General features: G+C 56.6%; 9 protein-coding genes. 3 read left to right on the top strand and 6 right to left on the bottom strand.

The window, feature by feature from the left end; all coding sequences use genetic code 11:
* Positions 1 to 175: 175 nt before the first annotated feature.
* Positions 176 to 5,758 (bottom strand): autotransporter domain-containing protein, encoded by a 5,583-nt coding sequence (locus EGO55_RS21575; RefSeq protein ID WP_021691853.1) that lies wholly within the window; start codon positions 5,756 to 5,758, stop codon positions 176 to 178.
* Positions 5,759 to 6,199: 441 nt separating this feature from the next.
* On the bottom strand, positions 6,200 to 6,436 hold the full coding sequence (locus EGO55_RS04745) for a hypothetical protein (RefSeq protein ID WP_021691854.1): 237 nt from the start codon (positions 6,434 to 6,436) through the stop codon (positions 6,200 to 6,202).
* Between the two features lie 238 nt (positions 6,437 to 6,674).
* On the opposite strand from EGO55_RS04745, the gene EGO55_RS04750 reads away from it, so the two are divergent.
* A complete protein-coding gene (locus EGO55_RS04750; protein WP_021691855.1) occupies positions 6,675 to 7,082 on the top strand; it encodes a hypothetical protein in 408 nt (135 codons plus the stop codon).
* Positions 7,083 to 7,106: 24 nt separating this feature from the next.
* Here the strand turns inward: EGO55_RS04750 and EGO55_RS04755 are convergent, their stop codons facing one another.
* Both EGO55_RS04755 and EGO55_RS20515 read right to left on the bottom strand, forming a co-directional pair.
* Positions 7,107 to 7,817, bottom strand: a complete 711-nt coding sequence (locus EGO55_RS04755; RefSeq protein WP_124916718.1) for a hypothetical protein — start codon at positions 7,815 to 7,817, stop codon at positions 7,107 to 7,109.
* A gap of 53 nt (positions 7,818 to 7,870) precedes the next feature.
* The gene (locus tag EGO55_RS20515; RefSeq protein ID WP_161566019.1) at positions 7,871 to 8,071 is read right to left on the bottom strand and encodes a hypothetical protein; all 201 of its coding nucleotides are present in this window, start codon (positions 8,069 to 8,071) and stop codon (positions 7,871 to 7,873) included.
* Between the two features lie 358 nt (positions 8,072 to 8,429).
* Here EGO55_RS20515 and EGO55_RS04760 point away from each other — a divergent pair, with 358 nt between their 5' ends.
* Positions 8,430 to 11,459, top strand: coding sequence for a CHAT domain-containing tetratricopeptide repeat protein (locus EGO55_RS04760; protein WP_161566020.1), 3,030 nt, complete (start codon positions 8,430 to 8,432; stop codon positions 11,457 to 11,459).
* A 94-nt stretch (positions 11,460 to 11,553) separates the two neighbouring features.
* Here the strand turns inward: EGO55_RS04760 and EGO55_RS04765 are convergent, their stop codons facing one another.
* Both EGO55_RS04765 and EGO55_RS04770 read right to left on the bottom strand, forming a co-directional pair.
* Positions 11,554 to 12,747 carry an MFS transporter gene (locus EGO55_RS04765; RefSeq protein ID WP_021691858.1) on the bottom strand — a complete coding sequence of 398 codons (1,194 nt, stop codon included), beginning with the start codon at positions 12,745 to 12,747 and terminating at the stop codon, positions 11,554 to 11,556.
* Between the two features lie 75 nt (positions 12,748 to 12,822).
* A complete protein-coding gene (locus EGO55_RS04770) occupies positions 12,823 to 13,665 on the bottom strand; it encodes a TauD/TfdA dioxygenase family protein (protein WP_021691859.1) in 843 nt (280 codons plus the stop codon).
* Between the two features lie 212 nt (positions 13,666 to 13,877).
* Here EGO55_RS04770 and EGO55_RS04775 point away from each other — a divergent pair, with 212 nt between their 5' ends.
* Positions 13,878 to 14,591 (top strand): TetR/AcrR family transcriptional regulator, encoded by a 714-nt coding sequence (locus tag EGO55_RS04775; protein WP_021691860.1) that lies wholly within the window; start codon positions 13,878 to 13,880, stop codon positions 14,589 to 14,591.
* Positions 14,592 to 14,616: the final 25 nt, after the last annotated feature.

Below are 14,616 nucleotides of genomic sequence, written 5' to 3' on the forward strand. Positions count from 1 at the left end.
GAAGGGCGGTATCATCCTTTTGATACCAAGTGATAAACCGAGAAAAGGCGGTGCTGGAACCAGGACCAACACCGCCTTCCTGAGATAGCTTCGCATTTTGAGGGAGCTATTCCATCTCAGGCTCTAACTTCTTGCTCTGGGTTCAAGGAAATCCCCATCCCCCAGGGCTTTTGCATTATTCACCCGAACCCGGACCGTAGGTGATTTCCACCCGGCGGTTCTGCAGTTCGCGAACGCCGTCGGCGGTCGGAACGCGCGGGTTGGCTTCACCGAACGCCTGGCTGGAAATCCGCTCGTCGGGGATACCGCGCGAGGTCAGATAACCGCGCACCGAGGTGTTGCGGCGAGCCGACAGGCCCATGTTGTAGCGGTCCGAACCCGAACGGTCGGTGTAACCGGCCAGCATGATCGGAACCACATCGCAGTTGCCGTAAGCCGTTACAGCGCTGTCGAGGATGGTTGCAGCTTCGGGCGTGATGTCCGACTTATCCCAGTCGAAGAACACGATGTACGGACCCTTGTTGCAAACAACCTGCGGCGGAGCCGGCGGCGGCGGAGCCGGGGGAGCCGGCGGCGGCGGGGCTGCCGGTTCTGCGCCACCGAAGAGGTAGCTCAGCGTCAGACCACCGGTGTGCTCTTCGACGTTGCTCGAGAAGCGACCCTGATAACCCAGGTGTGCGTTGAAGTTCGGGCTGAACTGTGCAGCCAGACCCACTTCCACAACACCTGCGTCAGGAGCGAAGCGTTCCGAGATCACATCGAAGCTCGTGCCTGCCGGAGCGTCCACGAAGGCACCCGTGAACTTGGCGCGCTTGTCGCCGAAGTTATGCTGCCAACCACCGCGGATGTAAGGCGCAACGTTGCCCCACTGTGCGGCCAGTTCCACACCCAGTTCGCTGGCGAAGAACTCATCGCTGCCACGGACTGTCAGGTTGGCACCCGGCAGACCCTGTTCTGTGAAGCGCTTCAGCTTGGCGTGAGCGTAGTCAAGCGAAGCGTACGGCGTGATGGTTGCGTTTTCGCCCAGCGGGAAACGAACACCAGCTTCTGCACCAGCTGCCCAGACATTCACATCCGGATCACCCGTAATCGTCCCGCCAAACGGACGGCCATTATTGAAGCCCGGGGTTTGCCCGAAGCCGACCATACGGCTCGAATCGCCATCCAGGTCGGAGTAGCTGATCGCACCCTTCAGGTAGTACTTGCCGGTGTCATGGTTCGCATAAATGCCTGCCTGCCATCCGTTGGAATCGATCTTTCCGTTGTACAGGTCGAATTCCAGGTTGTTTTCGAGATAGGCACCAGCCACGCCGAGCACGAAGTTCGGGCTCACCGCAAAGTCCACACCAGCTGCAATGTAGTACTGATCAGCCTTGAAGCCGCTGGCTTCTGCATCGCCATCGGTATCCACACGGCCATAGTTGCCCGTGAGCCAGATGCGCGGACCGCCGTTTTCGCTGCGGCACAGTTCGTTGGTGATCGAACCCTTGCCGCATTCGGCCATGTCATAGATCAGGCCGTTGAAGCGGGCACCGGCCATGGTCGCGGAACGCAGGTAACCAGCATAGAGATCAGCGGAAAGCTGATCGAGCGCCAGAGCATATTCACCCTCGTTCGCAATGGTGAACAGCGAAGACAGCATTCCGGCATAAGGCCCGGTCAGCGTTGGGGCATACGTCCCTTCGATGCCATCGCCCACTGCGGTTTGGTTGATATTCAGGCCAGCCACATTGCCGAACCCAACGCGGGTCACGTCAAGATCGATCGTGCCATCGTTATCCGAATAGTCGTCCTTGGCCGACAGCAGCACGGATTGTGTGCGGACCTGCGCGAACTTGCCGGTCAGACCTTCGGCGCCGCTCAGCGCGACAACCACGTCTTCGTAACGGTAATGGTCATCGTAGAGGCCATTGGCCGACGCCTGACGCACTTCGAGGATCGCCTCGTTGCCCTTGCCATCCGGATCAAGGTTGACAGTGTTGGCAAAGACCTGCGGGTGATCGCCTGCGGTAACCGCGCTTGCCCCCACTGTCGGCAGGTGCATGGCCAGCACGCCCTTGCCTTCGATCGTGAAGGTGTCGACATTGACCTTCGACGGCCCGGAATAATCCTTCCCGGTGACGAAGTCGTACCGATCATCGAGCAGGAACAGCAGGCCATCGTTCGCAATCGTCAGCGCGCCATCCGCTGGAGCGATGTAAATCGCCGCAGGCTCGATGCTGTCAGGGTAATAGTCAGGGGTTGGGACATTGATCGTACCGTCGAACCAGGTTTCCCCCTTCGACACGACAATCTCATCGCCGTTCTTGATCTCGACGTTGCCGTAGATGTAGCCGAACTGTGCATCGGTCAGCGCGACATTGGGATAGACCCCCGAATAAGTCACGCCATTGCCCTGCCAGTTGAGCAGAGCGGGTGTGGTCGCCTGATCGGTACGGATCGCCGTGCCCCAGGTGTATGTCGCGCCCAGATCGGTGCTCTTGCGTGCAATGATGTTGCCCGCAGCATTGGTCAGGGTGAACTGGTCATCGCCCGAGCCGCCCCAGATGCCCACGCCGGTCGCATAAGGCGAGCCACCGGCATCGGTCACCGCATCGGCCTGAATGGTGCCAGAGTTCGTCAGGCTGATGTTATTGGAACCGGCGTCAACCCACACTGCCGTTGCTTCGGCATAACCGCCATACGACGCGTCGCTACCTTTCGCATCGGCCTTAGCCACGACCTTGACCGTGCCGCTGTTGTCGATGGTACCGCTAACCGCGCCGGACCATTCGCCTTCCGATGCATCGACGCCAAGGCCCCACGCATGGGCTTCAGCAAGATCGTTCGCGCCAGCCGTTGCAGCAACGTTGATCACACCAGAATTGGCTACATCAACCAGTCCGGTTTCGCCGTTTGAATTGATGTAAATTGCCGAAGCTGTCGCCTGAGCCTCTGCATAAGTTGCACCGTTGGCAACCGCGTTGGCGACAGCGTTGAATGTACCAGCGTTATTTACCGTGAATTTCGCGCCATCCACATTGCTTTGCTGCTCAAGCCCCCACACACCGGCGTAGGCGTCAGCATCATCGGCAGTTGCAACGGCCACCGCATTGACATTGACCACACCGGTTGCGGTATTGGTGAAGGTCACGGCGCTACCATCCGCACCATTTGCGCTCTGATGTATCGCCTGTTCTATGGTTGCATAGGCGGTACCCGTGCCATCACCAACAGCTGCTGCGTCAACGGTGAAATTCACCGTACCCGAGTTCGTCAACTGAACCGAGGCGGTGCCACCATCCGCGTCAGCGTTTTGATAGATCGCAGTGTCCATCCATGCGTTGGCGTAGGCGTCATCACCTGTGGCGTCTGCTGTCGCCGTGAAGTTGAGTGTGCCGACATTGTCCAGCGTCACCGCTGCGTTGCCACCACCGTCGGCCTCGGCATATTGGGTAATGCCCGAATAATAGTAAGCCTTCGCCTCAGCGGAGGTTCCACCTACAGCGGCCGCAACAGCGGTAACATTCAAGGTGCCTGTATTGGTGATGGCCGCGACTGCATCAGCCCCATCATCACCTTCCGCATCCTGATACACGGCGTAGTCAATCGACGCAGAGGCATAGGCATCTTCCGCACTAGCCTTTGCATCGACCGCAATCGTAATTGTGCCGTCGTTCGTCAACGTGACGTTCGCAACCTGCCCTGTCAATTCCGCGCTGGCATACTGGCCGATCGCCCATTCGACAGAAGCACTCGCCGTTGCGTAGTCCGCACCGTCGGCAACCGCTGTCGCTGCAATGGTTATTGCCCCGCTCGAAGCATTGGTCAGACTGGCGGTAGCCGAACCTTCTTCCGCTTCGGCGTCCTGCACAATGGCGCTCTCGACTTTGGCATAGGCATAGGCTTCGGTCGCGCCCGCGTCCGTCGCAATCGCATTGGCAACTGCGGCGACGTTGATCGCCCCGCTGTTATCGATCTGCGCTGTGGCAAGTCCGCCGTCTTCGCTCGAAACTTCCTGGCTCAGCGCATAGTAATTGTAAGCCCGGGCATCCGCATCGCTTACACCGGTAGCATCCGCCTGCGCCAGAATATCGAGCGAACCAACATTGCTAGTCAACGCAATCGCATCCGCGCCTTCGTCGCCGTCAGCGTCTTGGTATACGCCACCATCCAATTCAGCGTAGGCATAAGCGTCGTCGGCTTTGGCCACCGCGCCAGCAAATAACGTGATCGCCCCGTCGTTGGTGAGCGATGCGCTCGCCACGTTCCCGGCGTTCTCAGCTGAAGCTTCTTGCGCGATCCCATATTCGTTGCTCGCCACTGCATTGGCTTCATAGGTGCCAGTCGCATTGGCCGTTGCCAGCAGATTGATCGCCCCGCTCGAACCATTGGTCAACGCGACGCTCGCGCTGCCCTCCTCGGCATCGGCGGACTGTTCGATGGCGCTGACCGCATTCGCATAAGCATAAACATCGGTGCCAATAGCGTCAGCGACCGTGATGACATTAAGAGACCCGGTGTTGGTAATGGCGACCGAAGCCGTTCCGCCATCCTGCGTTTCGGCGTATTGATCGATGGCATACTGGTTATACGCGGTCGCATCAGCGTATTCGGATGCGGAAGCGATGGCCTTGGCCGATATGGTCAACGATCCGTTGTTGCCCAAAGCCACTTTGGAAGCGGCCCCATCCCAGCTTACCGCGCTCTGCTCAATCGCGGACGACACCGATGCATACGCATCAGCTTCGTAACCCGCAGATGCAGTTGCCAAGGCAGTGATCGCCAGCGCCCCGTTGTTGGCAATAGCGACCGATGCCGCATTGCCGGGGTTGTCAGCCCTCGCGCTCTGATCAATCGCATATTTATTGTAGGCGTTCGCTTCGGCCGTTTCACCTTTCGCAACAGCGGCCACGCTGATCTCAATCGCAGCTTGCGCATCGGCCGCTGCGCCAGCAACGCCATTGACAAGCGATACGGTACCACTGTCTTCGCCAGAGTGCGCGCGCTGCTCGATACCGCCGTAAGCATAAGCCTCAGCATCAGCGTCGTCATACGCAGTCGCCGACGCGATGGTGGCCAATGTCAGCGATCCGGTGTTGTCAAGCTCGACCGATGCCGCGCCTTCGCTATCCGCCGACTGATAAATCCCCGCATCCATGGTGGCCTCAGCGGTGGCATCGTAGGTAGAGCCAATAGCCACAGCCTCCACCGACACTTCCAGAGCACTGGAGTTTTTCAGCGAGACCGAGGCGCTCGCCACGCCTTCGGCGTACTGATAGACACCATAATCCTCGAGATATGCCTGCGCGTTCGCAGACGAGGAATCTGCGACAGCCTGGACAGTCGCCTTCAGCGAACCCGAATTCTCCAGGGCCACGACAGCAACACCGCCCGAGCTATTCGCAAGCGCAGACTGGAAGACCGCAGTTTCCAATGTGGCATCAGCGTAAGCCGTACCGTCGTTAGTAGCAATTGCGCGGATCGTAACGTCACCGACGTTGGTGATCAGCAAATCAGCAACACCCGCCACACCCGTAGCAGAGCCATACTGCTGAATCTCACCTTCAGAGACATCATCAACGTTCACCGAAGGGCCATCACTGATGCCAAACACGGGACCGTGATCAATATCGGAAAGCTCGAGCTCAAGGCTCACGCTCGGCGCAGGCGAAACGGTATCATCCACACCCGGAACAGGCGCCGCCACACCCACCACAGGAGCCAATGCCAAAACCGATACACTGGCACCCAAAATACGCCGAACATTGCGCTTCATATTAAGAACTCCCCCTGTGCCACAGCCAATAAAATCCGAAGCACCGCATAGAAAATAAGAAACATATAAAATTCAATAGGCCCTCTTCATAAGACAAATCGAGCTGTCAACAATTTTATTTATTCTATCGATAGAAATTCGATAGGTTTTCTTAACAATTAGAAAAAATTTGAGAAATTTGGCTATTTTTGACGCATCAGGTTAGGAACAGAAAGCGCCGATCAGAGCCAGAAAAGACAGAGCCAATGACGGCAAAAGCTACTGTCAGAGCAACGCCGCAGCACGCATGAGAGGATGCCCATGCCGATGGGCCTCCCCCTTACCCGGTTGCGATGAAGGCCCCGGGCAACGTCGAGCGCAGCGAGATCGGGCACCGCCTCAACAATTGCGCTGAAAAATTCCACCTGCTTTTCCGGCAGCGTAACCGCGCAAAGATGCACTTCAAAAAATGAAATCGTTACGGAATTTTGTTTCGTCCATGCTGACGCCCACAAGCACTTCAACGATGAACGTCATCGCCGGTTGGCGAACCTGCGCCGGATGAACCCTGACCCCGATTTGGGTGCACTTTGCCAAGGGGAGACCAATTCGCAACGGACAGACAACATCGATGATCTCTTTGCCCTGGGCGGCCCCATGCACCTCTAACGCCGGGATAATCCGCCCCGACACTTCCATTCATCGGCGAAGCTGATGCACGCCTCGCTCGCCCACCACTTCAACTCGGCACATCGCCTGGTCGACAGGCAGGCATTCAAACTTAGCATTCAGCCGCGATGGCCCCGTGACACATCGTGTGGGATGATGCGCAACAGAATGGCAGCAGCGACAGACGACCCCCTTACGCAACCATTTGACAGGCCCTCGCCCATGCATAAAGTGACGAATATACAAAGCACCGCCAAATGAGGGGCGAATGAAAAAGTATTTTCTGGGATTTTCTGTCGCAATGATCTCCGCATTAGCGTTTGCACAAGATGCGCAGGAAACCTTTTCCTTACGAAAGGATACCGCGACGGTCTTCGATGGCGCGGGAAAGGCGCGTTTTCGTGCAGATCAGGATTTCATTCTCAAATATTCCGACAATGACGGCCGCAAGATTTACGACTGGCAGGCTGATACCCGCCTTGTTCGTATTGATGCGCAGGATGGGGTCGGCATCTGGTTATCGTGCGCAGATCTTATGCCCATTGAAGGCAAATGCGAGGCGCCCACGAACAGCGTGAAGCGCAACGATGTCACACGCGGTCAAAGCACGCGGGGCTTTTCCCTGAACAGTGCGGTACCGATGTGCCCCGGCGATCCTCGCTGTCCTCGCTTCTGAACGGCAGACGTCTTCTTCGCAATCTCACGAAGGGTTCTGGCAGGCAAAGCTGATCCAGCCTGCATTTTGCAGATACTGGCTGTCTACCGCCGCGTCAGATACGCAAACAATCTTTCGCGCGCCATCGGAATGGAATTTTAAAGAAAATTCGACACTTAACGGATTCTTTCCTATAGATGTGAGCGACTTTTCGAATGTGCTGTACTTGCCGCATTGCGCCGCTTCGCCTTTGCAGTTCCACTCGGCCATAGGAAATACCAGGGTTGTGGTGCGCGCTGCACCGCCACCCAATGCGAACATGTCATCCGGCTGCTCCGCCACCATGAGGCCCGTCAACGGTATGCAGCGCGAATCCGAAGCGCAATCGTCGGCTGCGGCCGCAACGTCGTTCGTAAAAATCGCCTTTGCGGGGGCGCTATAATCATACCGCGGACCATTCTTGCCCACTTGCGCGCTGATATTGAGCAATACGTCGCCGTAATCGGCCGAGGCATTGATCATGTCAAAGCGCGCCACGATCGACATGATCGAGCCCGCACCATTGCCGTCGCGAAAGAGGATCACCTGCTTCGGCGGAACGACAATCACATCAGATCCACGCAATGCATAATACGTGCTGATCATCGTCATCGCGAGCGACATGATAAATGCGGAAAGAGAAATCGTTATTCTTGAGGCCCACGAGAACCGGCCGTGGCGTGGCGCGGGCTTCAAATCCGCGTTATTCTCTTTCATTATACCCCCCGTTCAGATGCAATTTGCGTGCTGCAGGGCGAGGCATCGAATAGTCAAGTACCTGCTTGTGATAAAATGGCAGAGGCATAAAAGAAAAGAATGCGATTTCTTTCTTTTATCGTCGTGGTTTGCTGCTTTATACTCGGGCCTACCGATGCAATGGCCCAGTCAAATGGCAATTTCCCGCCACCTGACGTCCGTGCGGCCACCGACGAAGAAAAGCTCAAGCTAAACGCATCATTGCGCACGATCATGCTGCATCAGTCTACCGGCTTGCATGATGCTGTAGTTAAAAAGATTGAGGAAATAGAGCCTCTATTAAACGGCACCTTCGGTGCGACGCACCCTGTCTCTTTGCAAATGGCAGTTTTGAAAGCCGGGAGTCTGACACACACGCAAAAGTTTTCCGAAGCGGAAAGCATTTTGAGCGTTGCACTACCCGAACTGACACGACGCCTCGGGCCGGAAAGCAGTGCAGTCATCTTCGCACAATTGGACAGAGGAGAGAATCTTCTCTGGCTCGGACAAATCGATTCCGCTGCGCGCGCGTACGAATATGCGGCTTCGCGAACAGCGAAAAACCCCTCCTTGCTGCCCGCAGAGCAGACGGATGTGAAAGCCCACCTTGCGCATCTGAAACTGACTCAAGGACGGTTTTCCGAAGCCCATCAGCTTGCCGAGGAGGTTCTGGCCGCACGCATCACTCAAGAGGGAACGGGCGCAACAGGCGTGGCCCTGGCGCGGGCGCTGGTTTCCCGGTCCCTTGCGGGTCAGGGCCATCTTGAGGAGGCTCTCACTCTCGCACGCGAGGGCATAGGCATTCACACACGCGAAGATCTGGGGCGAGCGCGGCTGCTTGTCGCGGAAGGGGAAGCTCTGCGGGCGCTGGGGCGACATCAGGATGCGCAGAAAAGCTTCGGATCGGCTGCAACGATCCTGTTGAAGGTGCGTGGCTGGAATTCGCCTGAAACCCTGCGTGCCGCAACGGACATGCGCCTTGAAGAAGTTCGGTTTACCGGCAGCGTCACCCGCTACAACTTTGACCTTCCGGGATCGCCCTTGCTCGCCTGTACCGCACCGGCAGATAGCATTCCCGAGGTCTACAAATCCCTGATAGCAGGGGCGACAATCCCTTTCGCGGACGCCAAACTCACTTGCCTGCGCAACGCCCGGACCTTTCTGGTTCGCACGATGGGCGCTGACAATCCCCTGACCCTGGACGTCAGCGAGTATCTCGGAGACGCTTTGCTGGATGCGGGTGACAGCGATCCAGCAGAGACTGAAACCCGCACCCTGTTTCTCGCAAGACAGCGAGTCCATGGCGCGGATCATCCGGCGACGAGGCGAGCCGCAGTGCTCTATGCCCGCGCGCTTATCGATCTTGGCCGCGACGCTGAAGCGAACGATGTTCTTGCCAGCAATCACACGGAAGGCGTGATTGATATCCATCTGCTGAAAGCCGCGCGGCTTGATGCGGAAGGTCAGCACGATCATGCGCAGAGCGAATGGGAAGCCGCGTTGCGCAATCTAAAGACCCTGCCCCAGGCAACCATCCCGATAATGGTTCAGACATTGGCCGGCGTAGTCATCAATCAGGGGCTTCAGGGACATTGCCCCAACGAAGTGAAAGATGCGGTTGTCGGGCTGGCCGACAAGATTGGGGTGGACCCGGACAACAATGAATTCGGCTTACAGGAATCCAAGGCCGTACTGCTCGCCTGCGAAGGCAAGTGGGAGCAGGCGACCGCGCTTTACCAGATCCTCACAAGGCAGGCGATGCGTGGTGAACTGGTGTTCCAGGGTCCGGGCAAAGCCATGATACTGGCCCGTCAGGCTATCGTTCTGGCAAGAAACCCCGCATCGCTTGAAGCGGCAAACAAAGCAGCCTCCGAGGCGGCTTCCATAGCCAGAGAGCGGCGTTTCACACCTGATCGTGATGCAAACGGCGCGCCACTTGGGTTCCGCCGCACGCGCGTTGGCACAGGGGTCGACCCTTTGGCGCTGGCGTTCGCTTCCCAGGTAGCTGTGAATTGGGCGGACAAGCAATATCACGCGACAAGGACAAAGCAGGATGACCGAACGTGGATTATCAATGATGCGTTCAAGGCGGCGCAGGACTATGTCTTGAGTCAGGCGGCGGCATCGCTGCTGCAATCGGCCGCCCGTGCAGCGGCATCGGATCCGCAGATCATAACGCTGGTCGACCGGCAAATCGCGGCGGCTGCACAGCTTGCCAAAGTGGAGCAGTCCGTCATACGCTCCGCAGGAGCAGCCCAACCAGGCACTGTACAGCAAATGGAGGCGCTCCAGGCCGAAGTCGCCGCCCTGAATACGGAACTGCGCACCCGCTATCCCGGCTATATGGCAACGGCCCGGCCTTTCGGTCTTTCCATTCCGGACTTGCGCGCAAGACTGCGCAACGATGAGGCTATTCTCGTGATCCAGCCTATAGGCATGGATGTTTACAGCTTTGCAATTTCCCCCAAATCGGAGGCGTGGAACAAGGCGACTTTAGGACGGCGTGAAATGGACCATCTGGTCACCGTGATCCGGTGTCATATCGACCGCCAAAATTGTCCGATAGCGCTCGCAGACGAAAACCTGTTCGATCCCGCAGCGGCAAACCGGCTTTACCGCGAATTGATTGCCCCGGTTGCCGATGGTTTCGGGCAGGCACGAACCCTTTATACCGTGACCGGCGGAAGTCTCGGGCAAATTCCCCTCGGCATTCTCGTGGCCGATTACGAAACTGGCAAACCCGTTTCCGATGAACTTGCCGATCTGTCATCCCTTGATTGGTTCGCTGATCATTACGCTTTGGCCACTCTGCCTTCGATTTCCAGCCTCCGCGCATTTGACAAGCGCGCCTCATCCGCCACGCTCGGGTTTGCGGGTATTGGCGATCCGGTACTGGGGCCTCCGTTGGAAGACCTGCGTGGCGGGACAGTCCCATCGCTGTCTTCACCGAACGGACCACAAGGTCTTGCCAAAGCCGATGATATTCGAAAACTGCATTCCTTGCCCGGAACCCGACGCGAACTGACCGCAATTGCCACAAATCTCGCAGCGACGGGTAGTGAACTGCTGATGGGGGCGCAGGCACGCGAGTCTGCTATCAAAAGCTGGCCGCATCTCTCCCGCGCAAGAATCCTTGCCTTCGCTACACACGCCATGTTGCCCAACGAATTGGGAGGCATGGCAGAGCCCGGCCTGATCCTCACACCGCCGCCCCGGGAAACAGCGGCCGATGACGGGTATCTCTCTGCATCGGAGATCATGCAGATCAAATTGAATGCGGAATGGGTCGTGCTCTCGGCATGCAATACTGCGGGACCAGATGGCAGTGGAGAAAGCCTTTCGGGACTGGCGCGGGCATTTCTCTTCGCCGGTGCCCGTTCGCTTCTCGTCAGCCACTGGCCGGTCGACGACAAGGCCGGTGCGGCGATCACCAGTGAAACATTCCGGATCATGACGGCAAGACCCGATATTGTACGCGCCGAAGCGTTTCAGTTGGCGCAGAAGGCTATGCGAAGCGGCAATTCCGTGCTCGGGGGCCGGATAGATGGCTGGACACGCGAATGGACTGACCCCTGGATCTGGGCGCCTTTCAGTCTCGTTGAGTCGGGTGATGTTGAAAAATGACGGAACAGTCAGAGCGGCATGGCAGCGCATAGGCGCAAGGATTGCCGGGACTAAACCTAGATACTGACATCTTCCCAACAGCACTTTGACGCCGTCATCGGGCCACCCGGGACAGCTTGTCAACCGACGGACGACATCCAACGAGCATCAAGATCAGTGCCATGGCGAACGCCATTATTGCAATGGATGCAAGAGCCCACCGACTACCTCCTGCGCCATTGATGGGTTCCAATAGGAACTGGGTTATAAAAGGACTTCCAAACACGGCCCCCTTAATCAAACCCACATTTCGAGCACGATAGATTTCACGGGACGTTGCCAGAGCGTATGATGACAAGTTCGGCATTAACACGCCGATCGCCGCCCCCTCCAACGCAAGACCCAGCATAATAACGCCTGCAGAGTTAGAAAGAGCCATGGCCAAAAGGCCCGCACCCGATGCCAGGCCGCTCAAAACAAAAGCCCACCTTTGATCGAGATATCTTCTTATTGTTCCGAAGAAAAACGCACTTACTCCGACCAGCGCCGCATTGGGAAGTGCGTACAATGCCAATTTGGTTGCACTATCGATCCCGACTTCGCGAAGGCGAAATGGCCAGTAAAGGGAAGTGCCGGTAGCCAGGGTACCGACAACAAGTGCCAACATCATCCCACTCCAGGGCATATCGTCGAACAAGCCGGCTACTGTGCCATGCTGCTTAGATGATAGCGGCCGCGCAATCTGGAATTGAGGAACGCCCAGGAAAAGCAGAACAACCATAGGAATGGCAATGACATATATGGAAAACCCGTTTCTCCATCCCGTATCCGAAAGAACGCCTGTCAATGGACTAAGGATGAACACCGAAAAAGTGCCTGCAGCTACCGCGTAGCCCAACCATCTGCTCTGCGATTTATCTGGGACGGCTTCCGATATTACCGCAACCATGCAGGTATTTATCGCACCGGCCATGCCCCCCATGATAAATCGCGCAAGAATGACATGTCCCAGGTATTCAGCCAAAAGGACGCTGGCGCCTGCAAGACAAAGAATTACAGAGGCACCCACCAAAACGGGCCTGTACCCTATGCGGTCGGCGATCAGACCGCCCAGGGGAGACCCCAGCATCATTCCAACCCCCAGGGCAGTGACGACCATCTTAATGTAGATGCCGTTAGATCCGTTATGGAAATGATCGCTTATCCCTGGAAGAATAACGGAGATGGTGCCATTAGGGATTGAAGTGAAGATGCCGCAGCAAAGTATCGCTGCAATCAATATCACCGGCAAAGGGCGCTGATGTGGCATCTCTATGCTCTCACATGCGTTTGTTGATGGATACGACCCGATGACAGATCATCAGTGCAGTCAGCTTTTTACTGCTTAATCCAATGCACTTCTGCCGAAAGGCTTTTCCCCAATGACAGTTACGCGCTCGAGATGGCGCGGCTCCGAATAATCAACCACACCATAGTGCTGGGTCGAACGATTATCCCAAATCGCAACGGACCCCGGTTCCCAGCGGAAACGGACCTGATACTCGGGGCGCTTGACCTCGTCGTTCAGGTGTCGAAGCAATTCATTGCTTTCCGCAGCATCCAAACCGACCAAAGAGGTGGTGAACGCGCTGTTCACAAACAGAAGCTTTTCTCCGGTTTCCGGGTGTATGCGCACGACCGGGTGACGCTGCACCGGATAGGAGCTTCTGAACGCATTTTGCTTGTCAGCAGTATCAAGGTACCAACTGAACAGTTTCAAGCCGTCGTGGTAAGCGTCCAACTGGTCTATTGTTTTCCTGACATCGCCGGAAAGCCCTTCGTAAACTGCGGCCATGTTTGCCCACAACGTATCACCACCAATGCCGGGTAATTGATAAGCTTTGAGAATGGAGATTGCCGACGGTCGCTCACGAAAGGTCGTGTCGCTATGCCAGAAATCGGCTGCAGTCTCCCGTTTATGCGACACAATCCCGTCTTTGGATTTGATTTGCAGGATTTCCGGGTGTTCGGGATGGGCCGAAAGGGGATGTGTCTCCAGCTCCCCGAACACGCGCCCGATTGCTACGTGCCGCGCGCGATCAAACGCCTGGTCTCGAAGAAACAAGACTTTGTGCGCAAGCAAAGCAGCACGCAGTTCGTTAAGCTCCTCGACTGTTGCATCTGCCAGGCTGAAGTCCAGCACTTCTGCGCCAATGAACGGTTGAAGCGGCTTTAGCGAAATGGGCATGGCTGATCCTGCGATGTTGAAAGACGCAGATTGGCACACCACTTAACTTCTCTCAAGTGATTTAACTATACCCACCATCGAGCGAGCCTTCGGAGGAAATTTGTTTGCCGTTGAGGCTTGGGGGGAGATAGGTTGAGTGATAACAGCTGCCATCATTCGCGGCTGGCGTTCAAGTTACGCGTCTGGCCGCCGAAGTTCGTAGTGGAGTTTGCATGAAGAACGTGAGGAGCGCTCGCGGTAGATACGCCACATCGGAGGTGACCAGGCTCAAGCTGATCGCTTCCGCAGAGGAGGCCGTTGCCCGGCATGGAATTGGGGGGGTGTCAGCACGCGAAGTGTCCAAAGCGGCCGGCTTGAGCAATACTGCCGCCGTATCCTATCACTTTGGTTCTATGGGGGATTTGCTGAAGCAGGTCCTGGTGACCCGAATGGAGAAAATGGATGAAATTCGCGCAAGATTGATTGAAGAAAATGGCACACCCCTCTCTGAGTGCGCCATTCACACGCTCGTAGAGTATATATGCCTTCCCCACGTTATATTCGCAAAAACCAATGAAGGACGCACAACATATCAGAGCTTTGTCTGCCAGTATCTCCCGCATATTTACCCCAATGGCTCCCCGTGGAACCTAGGACCAGAGTCGGCGTCCTCTCCCAATATGAGTAGAATTGCTCTCGAGCTAAAAATCAAAATGCGGGACCTGCCGGATGAGATATTCAACAGAAGAATGTTTAACATTATGGTTCTGTTTTGTAATTTTCTCAGAACTCTACCTCCATCATCGCTCTTCCCACCGGACATAGACGAAGCCTCCACTATGATTGGCGATACGATCGCCCAGTGCACGGCACTTCTCTGCGCAACTCCCGATGTGCCGGAAGCCCTCCGCTCAATGATTGTGGATGACGCCAATTCCCATATTTGAATGACGTCGACACGAAGTGGCGACG

Origin of the sequence: Caenibius tardaugens NBRC 16725 (genome assembly GCF_003860345.1) — a bacterium.
Taxonomy (GTDB): Bacteria; Pseudomonadota; Alphaproteobacteria; order Sphingomonadales; family Sphingomonadaceae; genus Caenibius; species Caenibius tardaugens.

What these genes read in the sequence shown, in the direction of transcription:
- EGO55_RS21575 (WP_021691853.1), bottom strand. Translation starts at nt 5,758, where the DNA reads ATGAAGCGCAATGTTCGGCGTATTTTGGGTGCCAGTGTATCGGTTTTG.
- EGO55_RS04745 (WP_021691854.1), bottom strand. Translation starts at nt 6,436, where the DNA reads ATGGAAGTGTCGGGGCGGATTATCCCGGCGTTAGAGGTGCATGGGGCC.
- EGO55_RS04750 (WP_021691855.1), top strand. Translation starts at nt 6,675, where the DNA reads ATGAAAAAGTATTTTCTGGGATTTTCTGTCGCAATGATCTCCGCATTA.
- EGO55_RS04755 (WP_124916718.1), bottom strand. Translation starts at nt 7,817, where the DNA reads ATGAAAGAGAATAACGCGGATTTGAAGCCCGCGCCACGCCACGGCCGG.
- EGO55_RS20515 (WP_161566019.1), bottom strand. Translation starts at nt 8,071, where the DNA reads ATGATCGTGCGCAATGATGCGTTTAGCTTGAGCTTTTCTTCGTCGGTG.
- EGO55_RS04765 (WP_021691858.1), bottom strand. Translation starts at nt 12,747, where the DNA reads ATGCCACATCAGCGCCCTTTGCCGGTGATATTGATTGCAGCGATACTT.
- EGO55_RS04770 (WP_021691859.1), bottom strand. Translation starts at nt 13,665, where the DNA reads ATGCCCATTTCGCTAAAGCCGCTTCAACCGTTCATTGGCGCAGAAGTG.
- EGO55_RS04775 (WP_021691860.1), top strand. Translation starts at nt 13,878, where the DNA reads ATGAAGAACGTGAGGAGCGCTCGCGGTAGATACGCCACATCGGAGGTG.